A 20736-nucleotide genomic window follows, 5' to 3' on the forward strand; every position below is an offset into this window, starting at 1 on the left:
TTATTTGGGTTTCGAAGCGCCCGGCTGCTTCGGCTCCTTGTGTCCGCCGAATCCTGCACGCATCGCAGAAAGAATTTTTTCGGCGAAGGTGTGTTCCTTGCGGGAACGGAAACGTGTGTAGAGGGCCGCGGTCAAAACTTCGGCCGGCACGGCCTCGTCGATCGCCGCATTCACGGTCCAGCGTCCTTCGCCGGAATCCTCGACGAAGCCGGAATATTCCCCGAGTGCAGGGCTGTCCGCGAGCGCCGTCGAGGTGAGATCGAGCAGCCAGGACGGGATCACGCTGCCGCGCCGCCACACCTCTGCGATGTCGGCGAGGTCGAAATCGTAGCGATGATCTGACGGCAGCGCCTCAATGTTGGCGTTCTTGAGAATATCAAAACCTTCAGCATAGGCCTGCATCAGCCCGTATTCGATGCCGTTGTGGATCATCTTGACGAAATGGCCGGCGCCCACGGGACCTGCATGGATGTAGCCCTGCTCGATGCGGGGATCGCGCCCCTCACGTCCCTCCGTGCGCGGAATGTCGCCGGCGCCGGGCGCGAGCGCGGCGAAGATCGGATCGAGCCGGTCGACCACCTGCTTCTCGCCGCCGATCATCATGCAATAGCCGCGGTCGAGCCCCCAGACGCCGCCTGATGTGCCGACGTCGACATAATGGATGCCGCGCTGCTTCAGGGCCTTGCCGCGGCGGACGTCGTCCTGCCAGAACGTGTTGCCGCCGTCGATGATGACGTCGCCTTCCTGCATCACGCCGGCGATCGTGTCGATCGTCGTCTCGGTGATGTGGCCGGCCGGCAGCATCACCCAGGCGGTGCGCGGCCGCTCCAGTTTGGCGATGAACTCTTCCAGCGTCGCGGAGCCCACGGCGCCGTCCGCGGCGAGACCGGCGACGGCCTTGGCGTCCTTGTCGTAGACCACGGTCGAATGACCGTGGCGCATCAGGCGGCGAACGATGTTGCCGCCCATCCGGCCGAGGCCGATCATGCCGAGTTGCATTGAGAGCTTCCCTTAATTCAGTGCGTCGTTAAGCGCAGCATTGAGCGCCGCGAGACCTTTCTTGAGCGGCCCCTTCAAGTGCACGCGGAGCGCACGCCGGCCGCGCTCGGTGAGCACGTCGAAGTCGCCGCGCGCCTGCGCCGCCTTGATGACGCCGAAGCTCGCCTTCTGGCCCGGCACCGACAAGTCCTTGGCGTCGTCGGCCGTGATCTGGAGAAACACGCCGCTGTCGGGTCCGCCCTTGTAGGCCTGCCCGGTCGAATGCAGGAAGCGCGGTCCGAACTCGGCGCAGGTTGCCACGTGACGCTTCTCGCGCACTTCGAGACGCATCGTCTGGAGTGCGTCGATCGTGGCCTTGTCGCGCGCGATGTAGCCGAGCAGGGCGACATAGTCGCCGTGGTTGGAGCGGGAGAGATGCGCCTTCAGCCAGGAGGTCAGGTCGCCATTCGCTCCGGCAGCACGGAGCGCGGTGGCGTTGGCCTCGTCGGTGTAGAGATCGGCTTCATCCGTGCTGACGACCGGCTCCTCGGCCGGCAGCGCGCCGGTCTTCTCGAACGACGCGGTGAGCTCGCGGGTCTTGATCTTGGCCGCTTCCACGTCCGGCTGGTCGAACGGGTTGATGCCGAGGATGCTGCCTGCCACCGCCGTCGCCATCTCGAAGCGGAAGAACTCCTGGCCGAGATGGTCGATCGACTTCATGACGATGCGCACGACGGGATGGCCAGCCGCTTCGACCGCGGCAAGCTTGGAGTCATGGGCAGCATCCGCCTCGCCCTCGGTGCGGATGTCGATGAAGAAGCGGTCGTTGCCGTAGACTGCCGGCTCGCCCAGCGGCTCGCCGGCGATCGGGATCAGGCCCTTGCCTTCCTTGCCGGTCGATTCCGCGATGAGCTGTTCGGCCCAGGCGCCGAAATCGGCGATCTTCTTCGACGGCAGGATCGTCACCTTGTCGCGGCCTTCGAGGCCGGCGAGGCCCATCGCAAGGCCGAGCTGCACGCCCGGGTTCTCGCTTGGCGGCACGTCCGGTCCGCAGGAGCGGGCCATCGCGAGCGCTTGCTTGACGAAGGTCTTGACGTCGATGCCCGCGGTTGCCGCCGGCACCAGGCCGAACGGCGAGAGCACCGAATAACGGCCGCCGATCGAGGGTTCGCCATGGAAGATGCGGGCGTAGTTGAGGCTCTTCGCTGCCTTCTCCAGCGACGAGCCGGGATCGGTCACCGCGATGAAGCGATGGCCGGTCTTCACGTTCGGGCCGACTGCCTGCGCGACGCGCTCATGGAAATAATCCTTCATCGCGTTCGGCTCGGTGGTGCCGCCGGATTTGCTGGACACGATGAACACGGTGTTGGCGATGTCGATCCTGGCCTCCATCGCCCGGACCTGCGCCGGATCGGTGGAATCCAGCACGTGCAGCTTCGGGAAGCCGGACTTCCGCGCAAAGGTCTCGGCCAGCACCTCGGGGCCGAGGCTCGATCCGCCCATGCCGAGCACGACGGCATCGGAGAATTCTTGCCCCTTCACGCGGTTGGCGTAATCCTCGTAGTCGGCAACGTCGGCCTTCGCCGCGCTGTCGAGCCAGCCGAGCCATTTGTCCTCGTCGGCGCCGGTCCAGACCGATTTGTCGCGCTGCCACAGCCTGCGGATCTTTGCCGCCGCGCGCCATTCCTCGGTGCTCTTGGCCACCGCCTTGCCGAGACCGTCGCCGAGCGAGAGAAGCTGGCGGTCGATCGCGGGCCCGAGCACGGTTGCCCGCTTGTGCGCGACGGCGCCATAGAGCTTGTCCGCGGCATCGGCGAACTGCTTGACGCCGTCCTTGACGAGCTCCTTGGTGATCGCATCGAGCGAGACGCCGGAGCGCTCCAGCTCGTCCAGCACGCGCCTGGCGTCGTCGACATTCTCTTCGAGGCTGTCGCGCGGCTTGCCGTGGTCGCGGAACGCGTCGAGTGTCGCCGGCGGCACGGTATTGATGGTGTCGGGGCCGATCAGCTCCTCGACATAGAGGACGTCGCTGTAGTCCTTGTTCTTGGTGCCGGTGGAGGCCCACAGCATGCGCTGCGGCTTGGCGCCCTTGGCGACGAGCTTGTCCCAGCGCGGGCCGGAGAACAGGCGCTTGTAATCCTGGTAGGCGACCTTGGCGTTGGCGATCGCGACCTTGCCCTTCAGCGCGGCGAGCCGCTCCTTCTCGCTGGGATCGTTGGCGCGGGCGATCTTCTCGTCGAGTTGCTTGTCGACGACCGAGTCGATGCGGCTGACGAAGAAGCTCGCGACGCTCGCCACGTGCGACGGGTCGCCGCCGTCGGCGACATATCTTTCCAGACCGGCGAGATAGGCCTCGGCGACCTGGAGGTAGACGTCCCTGGCGAACAACAGCGTGATGTTGATGCTGATGCCGTCGCCGATCAACTGCTCGATCGCCGGAAGGCCCTCCGGCGTCGCGGGCACCTTCACCATCAGGTTCTTGCGATTGACATCCTTCCAGAGCCGCCGCGCCTCGGCGACCGTACCGGCGGTGTCCATCGCCAGATAGGGCGAGACTTCGAGGCTGACATAGCCGTCGCCGCCCTTCAGGCGGTCATAAACCGGGCGGAGCACGTCCGCGGCGTTCTGGATGTCCTCGATCGCGACGGCCTCGAACAGGTCGGCCACGGTCCGGTCGCCGCGCTTCAGCGCCTTGCCGATCGGTGCGTCATACTCGTCCGAGCTGCCGATCGCCTTCTCGAAGATCGACGGATTGGAGGTGACGCCCTTGACGCCGTCGGTGTCGATCAGCCGCTTCAGGTCGCCCTTGGCGATGAAGCCACGGGCCAGGAAGTCCAGCCAGACGGCTTGTCCGTGCTTTTCCAGCTCTTTGACGGGATTCATGATGCTTATTTATCTCCAAGCCTGCGGGCGAGGGGTTTCCGCGCCAGTCCTGACGCGCTATCCTCTAGCTTACATGCTCCCAAGAGGGAACCAATCAAGGGGATAGGCGTCATACCCTCTAGTGTAACTCCGTCGCGATCATGGCGATCCAGGCGGAAGTAGCCGTGTTGCGTAAAAAGGTCGTGGGCCGGAGGCGTTGGCCAAGGTCTCGTTGCGTAACGTCAGCCGCTTCGTCTCGTCAGCTCATGGCTGCCCGGAGTGTCACCAGCGGACTACGGTCCGCCTGATACATCGTGGCTGGGCCGCGAATGGCCATGCTGGGGGAAAAGCATGCACGCACATCATGACCGCCTCAGGCTCGCTGTCGCCGACAGTCCGCAATCGGTCGCGCCGGCCGTATGCATCGACGCGTCCCACGATCTCGAAATCAGTCCATGTACGACCCAGCTGCGGCTGCTGGTCGCGGCGGGCTTCGCAATGACCCTGTTCAGTGCGAGCCTTGCCTTCGACTGGTGGGACGGTCTCGGCGACTACGATACGACCGTCGGCTATGCCGGCGTCGTGTTGTTCGGCCTGGTGACCAGCCGGCTGATCTGGCTGCTGCCCGCCGACCGGGGTCCGGTGGTGATCGTCACCCCCTATGGCATCCGCGACCTCCGCATCGGCAATGAATTTCTGCTGTGGGACTCGATTGCGGAGATTTCGGCCGAGGAAGGCCGCGGGCACAAGGTGATCGTGCTGACGCTGACGCCGGCCTTGCAGCGGCAGCTCTGCACCGTCAGCACCTTGGCGCGCCGCGCGCAGGATGAACGGCAGAATGAACGGATTGTCATCCGCTCGGAGGGGTTGGCGACCGATTTTGATACACTGCTGCGCGCTTGCCGCGATTGTCATGCTGCGCGCACCGCATTGCAGCAGGAAGATGAACACCGCGCGCAAGGCTTCGCCGTAGAAGCGTCATAAGATTGCCGCTCGCGGATCGCTCCATGTTGCAGTGCCGGATGGGCTCATCCCCGGTAATGCCCGGATGTTGCGACCAAGTGACATTTTCTGGAAATGAGCGAAGATAGCTACAGATTCGCACAAATTACAGGCATGTGCCTGTTCGTAACTCAGCGAGTGCCTACGTTGTGCGTTGCGTCGCGTTAGCACCCGGGTGTCCAATGATCGTCATGTGCTCACGCTGATTCGAAACGGCCTGAGGAACGGTCCGGTAACTGCTTTCGTTTCAGCTTGTAGCGGAACTCACGCGGAGAGGGATCATGTATAACGATTCTCTATTCAACGCTTTCGCTAAGTCGTTCGAGGCGAGAAGCCAACACGACATGTCGATGGCGGAATATCTGGAATCGTGTCGAAGCGATCCCATGAAATACGCGAACGCGGCTGAACGGCTGCTAGCGGCGATCGGTGATCCTCAGACGATTGACACGGCCAAGGATACCCGCCTTGGCCGTATTTTTTTGAACCGAACGATCCGCACCTATCCGGCCTTCGCCGGCTTCTACGGCATGGAAGAAACCATCGAGCGCATCGTCGGCTTCTTCCGTCACGCGGCTCAAGGTCTCGAAGAGCGCAAGCAGATCCTCTATCTGCTCGGCCCGGTCGGCGGTGGCAAATCCTCGCTCGCCGAGCGGCTCAAGTCGCTGATGGAAGTGCAGCCGATCTACGTGCTGAAAGCCGGCGATGAACTCTCGCCCGTGTTCGAAAGCCCGCTCAGCCTGTTCGATCCCGATCATCTCGGACCGATGCTGGAAGAGAAGTACGGCATTCCGCGCCGGCGCCTCACCGGCCTGATGAGCCCGTGGTGCTACAAGCGGCTGGAAGCCTTCGGCGGCGACATTTCTCAGTTTCGTGTCGCAAAGATCCAGCCGTCGCGGCTGCGCCAGATCGCGGTCTCCAAGACCGAGCCTGGTGACGAGAACAACCAGGACATCTCGTCGCTGGTCGGCAAGGTCGATATCCGCAAGCTCGAGACCTACGCGCAGAACGATCCCGACGCCTACAGCTATTCCGGCGGCCTCAACCGCGCCAACCAGGGCATCCTTGAATTCGTCGAGATGTTCAAGGCGCCGATCAAGATGCTGCACCCGCTGCTCACCGCAACGCAGGAGGGCAATTACATCGGCACCGAGAATATCGGCGCGATCCCCTTCACCGGCGTGATCCTCGCCCACTCGAACGAGGCCGAGTGGTCGAGCTTCAAGGCCAACAAGAACAACGAGGCCTTCATCGACCGCATCTGCGTGATCAAGGTGCCGTACTGCCTCCGGGTCACCGAAGAGCAGAAAATCTACGAAAAGCTGATCCAGGGCTCGGAGCTGGCGGCCGCGCCGTGCGCGCCCTCGACGCTGGAGACGCTGGCGCGGTTCTCGGTGATGTCGCGCCTGCGCAAGCACGAGAACTCCACGCTGTTCGGCAAGATGCGGGTCTATGACGGCGAGAGCCTGAAGGAATCCGATCCGAAGGCACGGAGCGTCCAGGAATATCGCGATGCCGCCGGCGTCGACGAGGGCATGGACGGCGTCTCCACGCGCTTTGCCTTCAAGATCCTGGCTGCGACCTTCAACCACGATCCGCAGGAAGTCGCCGCCGACGCCGTGCATCTGATGTACGCGCTGGAGCAGTCGATCCGCCGCGAGCAGCTCCCGGAGGAAGTCGAGAAGCGCTATCTCGAATTCATCAAGGCGGAGCTGGCGCCGCGCTACGCCGAGTTCATCGGCAACGAGATCCAGAAGGCCTATCTCGAATCCTACTCGGATTACGGCCAGAATCTGTTCGACCGCTACGTCGACTACGCCGATGCCTGGATCGAGGATCAGGACTTCAAGGATCCGGACACCGGCCAGCTGCTCGATCGCGAGCTTTTGAACCAGGAACTGACGAAAATCGAGAAGCCGGCGGGCATCGCCAACCCCAAGGACTTCCGCAACGAGGTCGTCAAATTCTCGTTACGGTCGCGGGCCCAGAACGGTGGCAAAAATCCGACCTGGACGTCCTACGAGAAGATTCGCGACGTGATCGAAAAGCGGATATTCTCCCAGGTCGAGGACCTGCTTCCGGTCATCTCCTTCGGGTCGAAGAAGGACGGCGAGACGGAGAAGAAGCACGGCGAGTTCGTCGCACGCATGGTGGAGCGAGGCTACACCGAGCGTCAGGTTCGCCGGCTCGTCGAATGGTACATGCGTGTGAAGCAGGCCGGTTGAGGCGGATGGAAAAGTGCCCATTCACATTATTGACAGGCGCCTGAATCCAGGCGGCAAGAGTCTTGAGAACCGGCAGCGGTTCTTGCGTCGGGCCAAATCCCTGGTGCAGGGCGCCGTCAAGAAGACCTCGCAGGAACGCGACATCAAGGACGTCCTGGAGGGTGGCGAGGTCACGATACCGCTCGACGGCATGCACGAGCCGCGTTTCCGCCGTGAAGGCGGAACGCGCGACATGGTATTGCCCGGGAACAAGAAGTTCATCGAGGGCGACTACCTCCAGCGGTCTGGCCAGGGCAGCGCCAAGGATTCCGGTCCTGGCGAAGGCGACAGCGAGGACGCCTTCCGCTTCGTCCTGAGCCGCGACGAGTTCGTGGATCTGTTCCTCGATGACCTCGAGCTGCCGGATCTTGCCAAGCGCAAGATCGCGCAGACCGAGAGCGAGGGCATCCAGCGCGCCGGCTACACCACGGCCGGCTCGCCCGCCAACATCTCGGTCAGCCGGACGGTGAAGCTCGCGCTTGCGCGTCGCATCGCGCTCAAGCGTCCCCGCAAGGACGAGATCGAAGAGCTGGAAGCCGCGATCGCCGCATGCACCGACGAGGACGAGCGTGTGGTGCTGCTCGCCCAGCTCGAAAAGCTGAAGGCGAAGACCAAGCGGATTCCCTTCATCGATCCCCTGGACATCCGCTATCGCCGCTTCGAGACCGTGCCCAAGCCCGTCGCGCAGGCGGTGATGTTCTGCCTGATGGACGTGTCCGGCTCGATGTCCGAGCACATGAAGGATCTGGCCAAGCGTTTCTACATGCTGCTCTACGTGTTCCTGAAGCGCCGCTACAAGCATGTCGAGATCGTCTTCATCCGCCACACCGACCGCGCCGAGGAGGTGGACGAGCAGACCTTCTTCTACGGTCCGGCCTCGGGCGGCACGCTGGTCTCCAGCGCGCTCCACGCGATGCATGAGATCGTGCGCGAGCGCTTCAACCCGTCGGACTGGAACATCTACGCCGCGCAAGCCTCCGACGGCGACAATTCCTATTCCGACGGCGAGCTCACGGGCATGCTGCTGACCGACAAGATCCTGCCGGTCTGCCAGTTCTTTGCCTATCTCGAGGTCGGGGAGGCCGGCGGCAGCGCCTTCGATCTCTCCGACTCCTCGCTCTGGACCCTCTACGACCGGCTGCGCAACAGCGGCGCACCGCTCTCGATGCGCAAGGTCAGCGAGCGCAGCGAGATCTTCCCCGTGTTCCACGATCTGTTCCAGCGCCGCGAAACTTCCCAGGAGAAAGCCGCTCCATGACGGAACGCTTGTTCGAAGGCGCCGATTGGGATTTCCACACCTTGCAGCGCATCACGGATGCCTGCGAGGAGGTGGCGACGAAGGATCTCGGGCTCGACGTCTACCCGAACCAGATCGAGGTCATCACCGCCGAGCAGATGCTGGATGCGTACTCGTCGGTCGGCATGCCGCTGTTCTACAAGCACTGGTCGTTCGGCAAGCACTTTGCGTTCCACGAGGCGTCCTACCGCAAGGGCCTGATGGGGCTTGCCTATGAGATCGTGATCAACTCCTCGCCCTGCATCTCCTATCTGATGGAGGAGAACACGGCGACGATGCAGACGCTGGTGATCGCCCACGCCGCCTTCGGCCACAACCACTTCTTCAAGAACAACTATCTGTTCAAGCAGTGGACCGACGCCGACGGCATTCTGGACTATCTCGACTTTGCCAAGAACTACGTGATGAGCTGCGAGGAGCGCTACGGCCGCGTCGAGGTCGAGCGCACCTTGGATGCCGCGCATGCGCTGATGTCGCACGGCATCGACCGCTATCCCGGCAAGAAGAAGCTGGATTTGCGCGCCGAGGAGAAGCGGGCAGGGCGCCGCCGTCAGCACGAGGAGGAGGTCTTCAACGACCTCTGGCGCACCGTGCCGAAGGGGGCGTCGAAGACCCGCTCCGCGCTCAGCATCGAGCGCCGCCGCAAGCTGCTTGGCCTGCCGCAGGAAAACCTGCTCTATTTCCTTGAGAAGAGCGCGCCGCGGCTGGCGCCCTGGCAGCGCGAGCTTTTGCGCATCGTCCGCCACATCGCGCAATATTTCTATCCGCAGAGCCAGACCAAGGTGATGAACGAGGGGACGGCGACCTACGTCCACTATCGCATCATGACAAAGCTGCATCAGCAGGGCCGCATCACCGACGGCAACTTCCTCGAATTCCTGCAATCGCACACCAACGTGGTATTCCAGCCCGAGTTCGACGATCCGCGCTTCTCCGGGTTCAATCCCTATGCGCTCGGCTTTGCCGTGATGCAGGACATCGAGCGCATCGTCACCAGGCCGGAAGACGAGGACCGCGAGTGGTTCCCCGACATTGCCGGCAAGAACGACGTGATGGGCGTGTTGCGCGACGTCTGGGCCAACTACCGCGATGAAAGCTTCATTGCGCAGTTCCTGAGCCCGAAGCTGATGCGGCACTTCCGCATGTTCCACCTGCACGACGATCCCGAGGAGCGCGCCGGCATCCGGGTCGATGCCATTCACGACGATCGCGGCTTCCGCCGGGTGCGGCGCGAGCTGGCGCGGCAGCATGATGTCGGCTTCATCGATGCCAACATCGAAGTGGTCGACGTCGATCTCTCCGGCGACCGCCGGCTGATCCTGCATCACCACGTCATCAAGGGCTCGCAGCTCAACGAGACCGACGCCAAGCGCGTGCTCCAGCACCTCGCCGATCTCTGGACCTACGACGTCTCACTGATCGAGGTCGATGCCAACGACAAGGTCTTGCGCGAATATGTCGTAAGCCCGCGTCCGATAACGGCAGCGGCTTGAGGCAGGCTGGCAAGCGAAGCAATACTGCGAGATGCGCGTTGATGTGCCCTCGCCCCTTGTGGGAGAGCGCAGCGACGCCGGTAAACACAAGCTCATTGGGTGAGGCGTATCTCTCCGCACCTTAAGCCGATCGCTTCTTTGTGGGCTTCTTCTTGGACGCATTCAGCTCCACCGCCGCGCGAACGAGCGTCTTCAACGCCTTCTCGTTGATCTTTTCGCCTTCGCGAATGTCGATCGCGCGCCGTACGTTTCCCTCGAGGCTCGAATTGAACAGGCCGGACGGGTCGTCCAGCGCCGCACCCTTGGCAAAAGTCAGCTTCACGACGGCCTTGTAGGTCTCGCCGGTGCAGATGATGCCGTCGTGCTCCCACACGGGAACGCCGCGCCATTTCCATTCCTCGACGACATCAGGATCGGCCTCCTTGATCAGGCCGCGGACTCGCCCCAGCATCTCGCCGCGCCAGTCGCCGAGCTCCTTGATCCTGCCGTCGATCATCCTGGATGGCGAAGCGCTGTCCGTCCTGGTCGCGCTGTTTGTCTTCGCGGTCACAGCCTTCTTCATACGATCACGCCTCTTGCCGCGCGCCGCTGCGACGGCTGACATAGGGCAGCGCGAACATGTAGAGCCCGGTCGCGAGCAACGGAATCAGCGGGACGAATGCCAGCAGCCCGATCCACGTGGCCTGGATTTGTAGCGTCAGGGCAACAATGTTCGCGATCACGGCGAGCGTGAAAGCGATGGACAGCCAGCGATGGATTTGTCGAACCCACATATTCCCGGTCAATGAAACCTCCTCTTGAGATGATCGAATGAAGGCCGGCGAGGGACCTAGTCAGCCCGCGCCAGCACCTCGTCCAGCTTGGCGAAAAACTGCTTCCAGCCGGCATGCGCGCCGCCATAGGCCTGCTTCTGCGTCGGGCTGAAGCCCGCCTGCTCGACGCGCAAATGCGTGCCCGCATTCGTCGGTGTCAGCGTGAAGGTCACCACGCTCTTCAGATCGAACGCGGCGTCCTCATGCGAGAAATTCCAGGTATAGGCGAGCGCGCGTTGCGGCTCGATGGTGAGGACCTCGCAATCCAGCACGCCGCCCCATTCGCCGCGGAGATTGAAGCGATGACCGACGACCGGCTTGAAGTCGTTCTTCATCAGCCATTCCTCGATCAGATGCGGCTGCGTCAGCGCGCGCCAGATCCGCTCGGTCGGAAAGGCAAATTCGCGCTCGATCACCACGGAGCGCATCTCGGCGGCAGCTTCGGTCATTGGTCCATCCTCTTCAGGAGATCGTCGAGAGCATCGAGCCGGTTCTGCCAGAAGCCGGCCATCTGGCCGGTCCAGTCGATCAGCGGATTCAGCGCGCCGGGCTGCGCGCGGTAATGGGTCTGGCGCCCTTCATGGCGGTCGCGCACCAGCCCTGCGAGCTTCAGCGCGCCGAGATGTTTCGAGACCGCCGGCTGGGAAACGCCTGATGTCGCGGTCAGTGCCCCGACCGTCTGCTCGCCCTCCCGGCACAGCCGCTCGAAGATCGCCCGCCGGGTGGGATCGGCGAGCGTCCTGAACAGAAGATCGTGCGCGGCGGACATATGAGATCCATAACCCAAAAGTTATGGATAAACTCATAACCGTAGAGTTATGGGTAAGTCAAGTGCGATGGGGGAATGTGGCGCTCGCTGCGCGCAGCTCTAAGGCCGCAGGTAGAGATAGCCCTGCGACTGGAGCTCGGCCAAACGGACCACGCCGCCTTTCTCCGCGCTGACGAAACCCGGCAGCAAATCCGTCAGGGTGACGTTCTGTGCCTTCATCGTGTTGGCGCACGCCGCGAGCTCGACACCGTCCTTGGAGAAATCGCCGACGCGTTTGCTGACGTCGGGGTTGGCCTGCGCCCGGTGAAACGCCTTCAGTGCCGGCCCGTGGATCACCAGCGCGATGGCCACATGATCGGGGCCGCCGACGCCGTCAATGTGGTTCTGGATGTTGCCGAGCACGAAATTGACCTTCTCGGCGTCGCTGAGGTGATAGACGACCTTGAGCTTGTTGCCGGCGCTGGCTTCCGTCGCGGCCTTCGCGCTGGAGACGCCAAGCGCCGCGCCCACGGCCGAAGCGACGCTCCACAAGATGTTCCGGCGGTTCATGCGATCTCCCTCGACTGGCCTGATTTCCGCCGACGCATATCACTTGTGACGCAGCGCGGCGAGTTCCTTGCGGTCCGTCGCCAGCGGGGCGCATTCGCTGTTGTCGGTGCGGTCGAGGCGGAAAATCCCGTCGTCGACACCAGCCATCAGCGACTCCTCGGCTTCGCTATCCGGCTTGTCGTTCTGCCAGACCCTGATCCTTTCGAGCCGCACGATGGCCGACTTGTCGTCTTTCGCGAGCGCCACGCCGATGCTGCCGCCTTCGCAATCGATGCCGCAGCCGAGGCGGATTTCGTTGCCATCTTTGGTGAACACCACTTGGCTACAGGACCCGCCGGACCTGAAATCGCCGGAGCGATGGCGATATCTGAAGCCGAGCCGGAAGGAATTGTGGAGCTGCTTGTCCTCGTTGTCGTATTCCGCCGAGACCAGCAGCTTCATCGAGGCGACCTTCTGCTTCGGGTGCCGGGCCAGATGTTCGGCATCGTAGCGGCGGACGAAGCAGGCATAGGCCTTGCTGCCGGGCGGGCCCGCATACATCCGCGCATTGAAGGTTTCGGCCTCGGCCTTGCTCGCCTCGCGGATATCGTCGCCTTCCTCGGCGCGGGCGGCGCCGACGAGCGCGGCAAGAACAAGCGGAAGGATAACGGCAAGCTTCATGATCGCACCCGCGCGAGAGGTGTTGAGGCCCGCGTCGAGACGGCAGGGGGCCCAGCTGGCGGTTGGTCGCAAGCCGAACGCGACGCGTTCAAGCGCGAATGCCTCGCAATCCTGCGGGCAGCCTCGCGCAAGGTTCCAGTCCTAGTATTTTAGAAGGAGAGGCGTTCATAAACCACAAGTTGTCGCAAATGGCTGGTGGCGGTCGAAAATGTCCATAGGTCAGAACTTGCCCAACATTACGATCGGTTATTCCCGGGGACGGCTGCTGATCTTTTTCGGCGTCGGTCTGTTGCTGACGCTGCTCTGTGCTGCGCTCGCATTCATGTGGCAGCAAGGCAAGAACATCACCACGTTCCAGGTCGCAGCCTGCTATGTCGGCGCGGTGTTTTTCGGCCTTGGCACCTGCAGGATGCTCTCGAGGTTGATCTCCGCCAGGTCGCCGGTCGTCTTCATCAGCCGTGTCGGCATTCGCGACACGAGGCTCGCCGACGAGACCATCGCCTGGAGTTCCGTGCGGAAGATACTGATGTGGGAGCGTCGCACGCAGAAGTTCGTGGTGCTCAAACTCGACCCTCTTGTTGCCGGGCGTTTCTCCGGAGGATTTCTGACGCGCGCCGTGTCGCGGATGAACAAGGCGCTTGGCGCTGACGGCGTGATCGTCAATGCAGGCGGCCTGACCATGGACGTCGAGACATTGCTCGAGACCTGCAAGCAATATTGGGGGGCCGGACGACCTGCCCATTCGGGCCACTCCATACCGGAGCCTGAACCGGAGCCCGAGGCTGTCAGCTAAGCAGCGGGGAATCCCTGGCATCGGGTAAGATGCTGCACATCGCAGTGTCGGACGAAGTAGGCACAGGCCCGATTGCCAGGTTGCCTTGGATCAGCCTTAGTCGCCGTCGGACCATGAAGGTTCAATCCTCGCGGCCCAGGGAACTCGGTGCTGATTCCGGCGACATTTGTCGCGGTTCATCAATGTGATAGCCTTCACAGACAACTGCATTTCGAAGTCGTAAGCTGATCCGTCTTTGCAAGTTTGTGGAGCCCGGCTATGGGCGAAATTCGTAACTTCAGATCCGGAAATCATGACGAGCCGCCTCCACACGGCTCGATGCCTCGTCGTCTCGCGGCAATCATCGTCGGTGATATCGCGTCCTACAGCCGCTTGATGCAGGCCGACGAGGAAGGCACGCATGTCCGCGTCAAGCGGATCGAGCGGGATCTCATCCAGCCCAGCATCGTCGAACACCATGGAGCGCTGGTGAAGACGACGGGCGATGGCTTCATCGCGATCTTCGACAGCCCCGTCGAGGCCGTTCGCTGCAGCATCGTCATCCAGCAGAATCTCGTCGGGCGCAACGCTACGCTTCCGAAGGACTCCCGGATCGAATACCGGATCGGCGTCAATCTGGGCGACGTCATCGTAGAGCCGGACGATATCTACGGCGACGGCGTCAACATCGCCACGCGTATCGAGGGTATCGCCGAGCCCGGTCAGGTCTATATCTCGGGCGCGATCTACGAGCAGATCAAGCACAAGGTGGTGTGCGGCTATGAGTCGCTCGGGGACCGCAAGGTCAAGAACATCACCGATCCGGTCCGGGTCTATCGCGTTCTGCCGGACGCGGATGCTGTCGCGAGGACGCGAGGACGGCGCGAGAATATCCTGATCTTCCTTCTGGGCGTCACGCTCCTCGTGATCGCTTCCGGCGTGCTGTGGTATCTGCTGGCGCAACCGTCGGGCAGGGTGAACGAGCAGGCCGCCGCGCCGACTGTTGCTCCGGTGGCATCACCGAGCCCGCAACCTCCACCGCGAGACGCAGCGACACAGGCGCCGCAGCCGTCTCCTTCATTGGCGGCATCATCGCCATCGCCCGCTCCGGCACCGAGTCAAGCACCCAGCCCGTCGGCCACGCCGCTCCGCGAGCCCGAGATGATCGCCATCCGCGGCGGCAGCTTCGCGATGGGAAGCAATGACGACCCGACCGAACGTCCCGTCCATCAGGTCACGGTCAAGCCGTTCTCGGTCGGGAAATATCCGGTGACCGTGAAGGAATGGAACGAATGCGCGGCTGCAAAGGCGTGCGGTTTCACCGCCAACGGCAAGGACGATGCGCCGATCACCAATGTGAGCTGGACCGACGCGAAGCAATATGCGGCCTGGCTCGCGCAGGCGACGAAGAAGCCTTACCGGCTTCCGAGCGAAGCCGAATGGGAATACGCCGCGCGCGGCGGTACGCAGACGAAATATTGGTGGGGCGACAAGCTCCAGCCAGGCATGGCCGGATGCAAGGATTGCGGTGACCTCGCTGCGGAGCAGCCGGCGAAGGTCGGCAGCTTCAAGCCGAATCCGTTCGGCCTCCACGACATGGGTGGCGGTGTCGATCAGTGGGTCGAGGACTGCTGGCGCAGGACCTATCAGGGCGCACCCGGTGACGGCTCGGCATGGACCGGCGCGGACTGCTCGTCGCATGTCCTGCGCTCGGGTTCATGGAAGAACGATTCGAGATATGTGAGGCCGTCCAACCGCGATGGCTACGATACCAATGTCCGTTATCCGACGCATGGATTCCGCGTTGCTCTAAGTCCTTAAGTGGTGGAGTCATTTCGATGCAGATCATTCGTGGCGCTGCCCTGGCGGCGGCGCTTGCATTGCTCCCAGGCGTCGCCTATCCGCAGGGCAAGACCGCTCCCAAGGACGCCAAGCTTTATTTCATCACGCCACGTGACGGGCAGAAGGTTCGCGGCGGGTTCTGGGTTCGGTTCGGCTTGCGCAATATGGGCGTGACGCACGCCGGCGACGACTACCAGAACGCCGGCCATCATCATTTGTTGGTCGACGTCAACGATCCCATCGATTCCAAGGAGCCAATCCCGCAGGACAAGTCGCACCTGCACTTTGGGGCGGGGCAGACCGAAACCCAGCTCGAACTTCCACCCGGAACGCACACGCTGCAACTGGTGCTGGGCGACGCGAAGCACTATCCGTTCGAGCCGCCCGTCATATCGGAGAAGATCACCATACGTGTCAGGCAGCCGGCCGAGCGCGGTAGATGATCACCGCAGGCTGGCGTTGATCTTGTCCAGCACCGCCGAGCCCGGGCACAGCGTGTCCGCCTCCAGCGCGTTGAGTGGCGTCTCGACCGTGTCGAGATGCTCGTGCAGGTCTTCCGCATCAGGATCGACGTAGAGCAGACCGGTGACGATCTGTCCCTTGGCGGCGTGCTTCTGGAGGAAGGTCTGGGCGCCGAGGCGGTCGTGCGGGTCGTAATCCGCGTCGATCTTGCGTAGCGCGATCTTGCTGCCGTCGTGCTGCTCGACCATCTGCACCGTTCCCGGCGCGTAATCGACGGCGATGGGATCGCGCCCGACCAGCACGTCGAGCCGGTTCACGGCGTCATTGTGCTCGCGCACATAATCGAAGCTCTTGGTCGAACCGGCGTGGTTGTTGAAGGCGATGCAGGGGCTGATGACGTCGATGAAGGACGCGCCCTTGTGGCGGATCGCGGCGGCGATCAGCGGCACGAGCTGGGTCTTGTCGCCCGAGAACGAGCGCGCGACGAAGGTGGCTCCGAGTTGCAGCGCGATCGCGACGAGGTCGATCGCGTTGTCGGTGTTGGTGACGCCCTTCTTGGACTTCGAGCCGCGGTCGGCGGTTGCCGAGAACTGGCCCTTGGTCAGGCCGTAGACGCCGTTGTTCTCGACGATATAGGTCATGTTGACGCCGCGCCGGATCGAATGCGCGAACTGGCCGAAGCCGATCGAGGCGGAGTCGCCGTCGCCGGAGACGCCGAGATAGATCAGATCGCGGTTGGCGAGGTTGGCGCCGGTCAAGACCGACGGCATGCGGCCGTGCACGGAGTTGAAGCCGTGCGAATTGCCGAGGAAGTAGTCCGGCGTCTTCGAGGAGCAGCCGATGCCGGATATCTTCGCAACCCTGTGCGGCTCGATCGAGAGCTCGTAGCACGCCTCGATGATCGAGGCCGTGATGGAATCGTGACCGCAGCCGGCGCACAGCGTCGAGATCTTGCCCTCGTAGTCGCGGTGCGTGTAGCCGAGCTCGTTCTTCTTCAGGCCCGGATGATGGAATTTCGGCTTTGCAATATAGGTCATCGGATCACCTGCTAATTCAGGCCCGTCATGGCCGGGCTTGTCCCGGCCATCCACGTCTTGGCGGCAAGGAAGAAAGGCGTGGATGCCCGGGCATAGGCGAGCGGAAGCGACGCCGTCCTTAGGACGGCTCTGCCCGGGCATGACGGAGGAGAGAGCAAGATGTTGTTCATGACACGGCCTTGCGGAGCGGGGTCACCTTGAGGTGATCCTGGTGGTCGCCAATGGCTTTTGCGATGAAACGGGCGGTGATCGGGCTGCCGTCATAATGCACGATCGGCACGAGGCGCACCGGGTCGATGCCGTTCTCATTGACGATGAGCTGACGGAGCTGGGCGTCGCGGTTCTGTTCGACCACGTAGACGAAGTCGTGCTCGGCGAGGAAGCTCGCCACGCTCGAGTGGAACGGGAAGGCGCGGATGCGCAGGCGGTCGAGCTGATGTCCGCGTGCTTCCAGCAGGCCGATCGCCTCGTCCATCGCGGGCGAGGTCGAGCCGAAATAGATCACGCCGTATTTGGTCGGCCGTTCCGCGTTGGCCTGGAGCGGGCGCGGGACCAGGTCCTGCGCGGTCTCGAACTTGCGCACCAGCCGCTGCATGTTGTCGGCATAGACCGAGCCTTCCTCGGAGTAACGCGCATAGCGGTCGCGCGAGGTGCCGCGGGTGAAATAGGAGCCCTTGGTCGGATGCGTGCCGGGATAGGTGCGGTAGGGAATGCCGTCCCCGTCGACGTCGAGATAGCGGCCGAAGTCGCGACCTTCCTCCAGCATCTCCGCGGTCATCACCTTGCCGCGGTCATACTGTTTGGCGTCGTCCCACTTCAGCGGGCGGCAGAGACGGTGGTTCATCCCGATGTCGAGGTCGAGCATCAGGAAGATCGTGGTCTGCAGCCGCTCGGCAAGATCGAATGCTGCTGACGCGAACTCGAAGGCCTCAGCCGGATCTTCCGGGAACAGCAGCACGTGCTTGGTGTCGCCGTGCGAAGCATAGGCGCAGGCGATGATGTCGCATTGCTGGGTGCGGGTCGGCATGCCGGTCGAGGGACCGGCGCGCTGGATGTTCATGATCACGGCCGGAATCTCGGCAAAATAGGAAAGGCCGATGAACTCGGTCATCAGGGAGATGCCGGGGCCGGACGTTGCGGTGAAAGCGCGGGCGCCGTTCCACGACGCGCCGATCACGATGCCGATCGAGGCAAGTTCATCCTCGCCCTGGACGATCGCGTATTTCGCCTTGCCGGTTTCGGGATCGTGCCGGTACTTCTTGCAGTGGGCGGTGAAAGCTTCGGCCACCGACGAGGACGGCGTGATCGGATACCACGCGCACACGGTAGCGCCGCCATAGACCGCACCGAGCGCGGCGGCGCTGTTGCCCTCGATGAAGATGCGGTCGCCGACCTTGTCGGATTTCTTCACCCGCAGCCCGATCGGACATTTCAGATTCTGCAGCGCCCAGTCGCGGCCGAGATGCAGCGCATGGACGTTGGAGGAAAGCAGCTTCTCCTTGCCCTTGTACTGCTCGCCAATCAGCTGCTCGATCAGCTTCGGGTCCATGTCAAGCAGCGCCGAGAGTGCGCCGAGATAAATGATGTTCTTGAACAGCTGCCGCTGGCGCGGATCGGTGTAGGTCGAGTTGGTGATGGCGGTGAGCGGCACGCCGATCACGGTGATGTCGTCGCGGAATTTTGTCGACGGCATCGGCTTGGTGGAATCGTAGAACAGATAGCCGCCGGGCTCGATGCCGGCGACGTCCTTGTCCCAGGTCTGCGGATTCATCGCCACCATCATGTCGACGCCGCCGCGGGCGCCGAGATGGCCGTCTTCGGTCACCCGCACCTCGTACCAGGTCGGCAGGCCCTGGATGTTGGAGGGGAAGATGTTGCGGGGGCTCACCGGAACGCCGTGGCGCAGGATTGCGCGAGCGAACATCTCGTTGGCGCTGGCCGAGCCCGAGCCGTTGACGTTGGCGAAGCGGACGACGAAGTCGTTTACGCTGCTGAGCGGCTTTTTGTCGGACATGTCGAACCTGCGTGAGTCATCTCGATGAAATATTTCTGCATGTCCCAGGCACCGGTAGGACAACGCTCGGCGCACAGCCCGCAATGCAGGCAGACATCCTCGTCCTTCACCATCACCCGCCCGGTCTTGAGGTCGCTGGACACGTAGAGGTCCTGGTCCGGATGCGGCGAGGGCGCCTTGAGGCGATGGCGCAGATCGTCTTCCTCGCCGTTATCGGTGAAGGTGATGCAGTCCATCGGGCAGATGTCGGCGCAGGCATCGCACTCGATGCAGAGCGAGGTCGAAAACACGGTCTGGACGTCGCAATTCAGGCAGCGCTCGGCTTCGCCCAGCGCCAGCTTGATGTCGTAGCCGAGCTCGACCTCGGTACGGATGTCCTTCAGCGCAATCACCTTGTCGCGATGCGGAACCTTGAAGCGCTTGTCGTTGGAGATGTCGTTGTCATAGCTCCATTCGTGGATGCCCATCTTCTGCGAGGAGATTTGCACCTCCGGCAGCGGCCGCTCGGTGATGTCCTCGCCCGAAAGCATCTTGTGAATCGACAGCGCCGCGTCATGGCCGTGCGCGACCGCCCAGATGATGTTCTTCGGTCCGAACGCGGCGTCGCCGCCGAAGAACACCTTTGGATTGGTCGAGACGAAGGTCTTCGGATCGACCTTGGGCATGTGCCATTTGTCGAACTCGATGCCGCAATCCTGCTCGATCCAGGGGAAGGCGTTCTCCTGGCCGACTGCGACCAGCACGTCGTCGCAGGGAATGGTCTGATCGGGGTCGCCCGAAGGCACCAGATTGCGGCGGCCTTTGGCGTCGTATTCGGCTTTGACGTGCTGGAAGGTGACGCCGATGAGCTTGCCGGCGACATGCTTGAATGCCACCGGCACCATGTAGTTGAGGATCGGAATATCCTCGTGGATCGCGTCTTCCTTCTCCCAGGGCGAGGCCTTCATCTCCTCGAAGCCGGAACGCACGACCACCGTGACTTTCTCGCCGCCGAGGCGGCGCGCGGTGCGGCAGCAATCCATCGCGGTGTTGCCGCCGCCGAGCACGATGACGCGCTTGCCGATCTTGTCGACATGGCCGAACGACACGTTGGCCAGCCACTCGATGCCGATATGGACATTGCCAGCCGCTTCCTTCCGGCCGGGAACGTCGAGCTCGCGTCCGCGCGGCGCGCCGGAGCCGACGAAGATCGCGTCGTATTTCTCCGCGAGCAGCGCCTTCATGCTCTCGATGCGGTGACCGCCTTTGAACTCGACGCCGAGATTGAGGATGTAGCCGGTCTCCTCGTCGATGACCGAATTGGGCAGGCGGAATTTCGGGATTTGCGTGCGCATCATGCCGCCGGCTTCCGGATCGCCGTCGAACACGGTGCAGTGATAGCCGAGCGGGGCGAGATCGCGCGCCACCGTCAGCGAGGCGGGGCCACCGCCGACGAACGCAACGCGTTTGCCGTTCTTTGCCGAGGGCCGCGGCAGTCGCTGCTTGATGTCGTCCTTGAAGTCGGCCGCGACGCGCTTGAGGCGGCAGATCGCAACGGGAGTTTCCTCCACGCGCCCACGCCGGCATGCCGGCTCGCATGGACGATCGCAGGTGCGTCCCAGAATTCCGGGAAACACGTTCGATTTCCAATTGATCATGTAGGCGTCGCTATAGCGGCCTTGTGCGATCAGTCGGATGTATTCGGGAACCGGGGTGTGCGCAGGACAGGCCCACTGGCAATCGACCACTTTGTGAAAGTAGTCGGGGGCCGCGATGTCGGTCGGTTTCATTCCTACCCTGTCCGCACAGGCTCAAAGACCCGGCGGCCTTTTCTTGAGCTTGGCGAACGCTAACGCGCGTCGATCTGGTTTATGAATGACGTCATTGGGTTAGCTTATTAGAACCGTTCCGAAGTACAACGGCAAATTTACGCGATCACCTGCT

18 protein-coding genes are annotated in these 20736 nt (G+C 62.9%); 7 read left to right on the top strand and 11 right to left on the bottom strand.

From position 1 onward, the window contains the following. The gene (gnd, locus tag JQ627_RS16715) at positions 1-999 is read right to left on the bottom strand and encodes a phosphogluconate dehydrogenase (NAD(+)-dependent, decarboxylating) (RefSeq protein WP_212485258.1); all 999 of its coding nucleotides are present in this window, start codon (positions 997-999) and stop codon (positions 1-3) included. A 12-nt stretch (positions 1000-1011) separates the two neighbouring features. Beyond that, a complete protein-coding gene (locus JQ627_RS16720; RefSeq protein ID WP_212485259.1) occupies positions 1012-3861 on the bottom strand; it encodes a bifunctional transaldolase/phosoglucose isomerase in 2850 nt (949 codons plus the stop codon). A gap of 330 nt (positions 3862-4191) precedes the next feature. Between JQ627_RS16720 and JQ627_RS16725 the strand changes: the two genes are divergently transcribed. The 4 genes from JQ627_RS16725 to JQ627_RS16740 all read left to right on the top strand — a co-directional run bounded on the left by JQ627_RS16725 (position 4192) and on the right by JQ627_RS16740 (position 9896). After that, positions 4192-4824, top strand: coding sequence for an STM3941 family protein (locus JQ627_RS16725; protein WP_212485260.1), 633 nt, complete (start codon positions 4192-4194; stop codon positions 4822-4824). A gap of 299 nt (positions 4825-5123) precedes the next feature. Then, entirely contained in the window at positions 5124-7067 is a 1944-nt protein-coding gene (locus tag JQ627_RS16730) for a PrkA family serine protein kinase (RefSeq protein WP_212485261.1), read from the top strand. A gap of 19 nt (positions 7068-7086) precedes the next feature. Beyond that, positions 7087-8364 (top strand): YeaH/YhbH family protein, encoded by a 1278-nt coding sequence (locus tag JQ627_RS16735; protein WP_212485383.1) that lies wholly within the window; start codon positions 7087-7089, stop codon positions 8362-8364. After that, positions 8361-9896, top strand: coding sequence for a SpoVR family protein (locus tag JQ627_RS16740; RefSeq protein WP_212485262.1), 1536 nt, complete (start codon positions 8361-8363; stop codon positions 9894-9896). The genes JQ627_RS16735 and JQ627_RS16740 overlap by 4 nt, the downstream gene beginning before the upstream one ends. Before the next feature lie 121 nt (positions 9897-10017). On the opposite strand, the gene JQ627_RS16745 is transcribed toward JQ627_RS16740, so the two are convergent. From JQ627_RS16745 to JQ627_RS16770, 6 genes are all read right to left on the bottom strand, one after another. Continuing rightward, positions 10018-10458: a DUF1801 domain-containing protein gene (locus JQ627_RS16745; protein WP_212485263.1), complete on the bottom strand. Its 441-nt coding sequence runs from the start codon at positions 10456-10458 to the stop codon at positions 10018-10020. 4 nt (positions 10459-10462) lie between these two features. Next, positions 10463-10681, bottom strand: coding sequence for a hypothetical protein (locus tag JQ627_RS16750; protein WP_071910157.1), 219 nt, complete (start codon positions 10679-10681; stop codon positions 10463-10465). Positions 10682-10725: 44 nt separating this feature from the next. Further along, a complete protein-coding gene (locus JQ627_RS16755; RefSeq protein ID WP_212485264.1) occupies positions 10726-11157 on the bottom strand; it encodes an SRPBCC domain-containing protein in 432 nt (143 codons plus the stop codon). Beyond that, positions 11154-11477, bottom strand: coding sequence for a helix-turn-helix transcriptional regulator (locus tag JQ627_RS16760; RefSeq protein ID WP_212485265.1), 324 nt, complete (start codon positions 11475-11477; stop codon positions 11154-11156). The genes JQ627_RS16755 and JQ627_RS16760 overlap by 4 nt, the downstream gene beginning before the upstream one ends. A 99-nt stretch (positions 11478-11576) precedes the next feature. Then, a complete protein-coding gene (locus JQ627_RS16765; protein ID WP_212485266.1) occupies positions 11577-12026 on the bottom strand; it encodes a DsrE family protein in 450 nt (149 codons plus the stop codon). Positions 12027-12065: 39 nt separating this feature from the next. Continuing rightward, positions 12066-12686 carry a hypothetical protein gene (locus tag JQ627_RS16770; protein WP_212485267.1) on the bottom strand — a complete coding sequence of 207 codons (621 nt, stop codon included), beginning with the start codon at positions 12684-12686 and terminating at the stop codon, positions 12066-12068. A 208-nt stretch (positions 12687-12894) separates the two neighbouring features. Here JQ627_RS16770 and JQ627_RS16775 point away from each other — a divergent pair, with 208 nt between their 5' ends. The 3 genes from JQ627_RS16775 (at position 12895) to JQ627_RS16785 (ending at position 15743) form a co-directional block, all read left to right on the top strand. Continuing rightward, positions 12895-13479: an STM3941 family protein gene (locus JQ627_RS16775; RefSeq protein WP_212485268.1), complete on the top strand. Its 585-nt coding sequence runs from the start codon at positions 12895-12897 to the stop codon at positions 13477-13479. 258 nt (positions 13480-13737) lie between these two features. Further along, positions 13738-15279 (top strand): SUMF1/EgtB/PvdO family nonheme iron enzyme, encoded by a 1542-nt coding sequence (locus tag JQ627_RS16780; protein ID WP_212485269.1) that lies wholly within the window; start codon positions 13738-13740, stop codon positions 15277-15279. A gap of 17 nt (positions 15280-15296) precedes the next feature. Continuing rightward, positions 15297-15743 (top strand): DUF4399 domain-containing protein, encoded by a 447-nt coding sequence (locus tag JQ627_RS16785; protein ID WP_212485270.1) that lies wholly within the window; start codon positions 15297-15299, stop codon positions 15741-15743. On the opposite strand, the gene JQ627_RS16790 is transcribed toward JQ627_RS16785, so the two are convergent. The 3 genes from JQ627_RS16790 to JQ627_RS16800 all read right to left on the bottom strand — a co-directional run bounded on the left by JQ627_RS16790 (position 15744) and on the right by JQ627_RS16800 (position 20582). After that, on the bottom strand, positions 15744-16799 hold the full coding sequence (locus JQ627_RS16790; protein WP_212485271.1) for a 2-oxoacid:ferredoxin oxidoreductase subunit beta: 1056 nt from the start codon (positions 16797-16799) through the stop codon (positions 15744-15746). 166 nt (positions 16800-16965) lie between these two features. Beyond that, positions 16966-18813: a 2-oxoacid:acceptor oxidoreductase subunit alpha gene (locus tag JQ627_RS16795; RefSeq protein ID WP_212485272.1), complete on the bottom strand. Its 1848-nt coding sequence runs from the start codon at positions 18811-18813 to the stop codon at positions 16966-16968. Further along, on the bottom strand, positions 18783-20582 hold the full coding sequence (locus tag JQ627_RS16800; RefSeq protein ID WP_212485273.1) for an FAD-dependent oxidoreductase: 1800 nt from the start codon (positions 20580-20582) through the stop codon (positions 18783-18785). The genes JQ627_RS16795 and JQ627_RS16800 overlap by 31 nt, the downstream gene beginning before the upstream one ends. Positions 20583-20736 lie beyond the last annotated feature (154 nt).

This window comes from Bradyrhizobium liaoningense (assembly GCF_018130785.1).
Classification (GTDB): Bacteria; Pseudomonadota; Alphaproteobacteria; order Rhizobiales; family Xanthobacteraceae; genus Bradyrhizobium; species Bradyrhizobium liaoningense_A.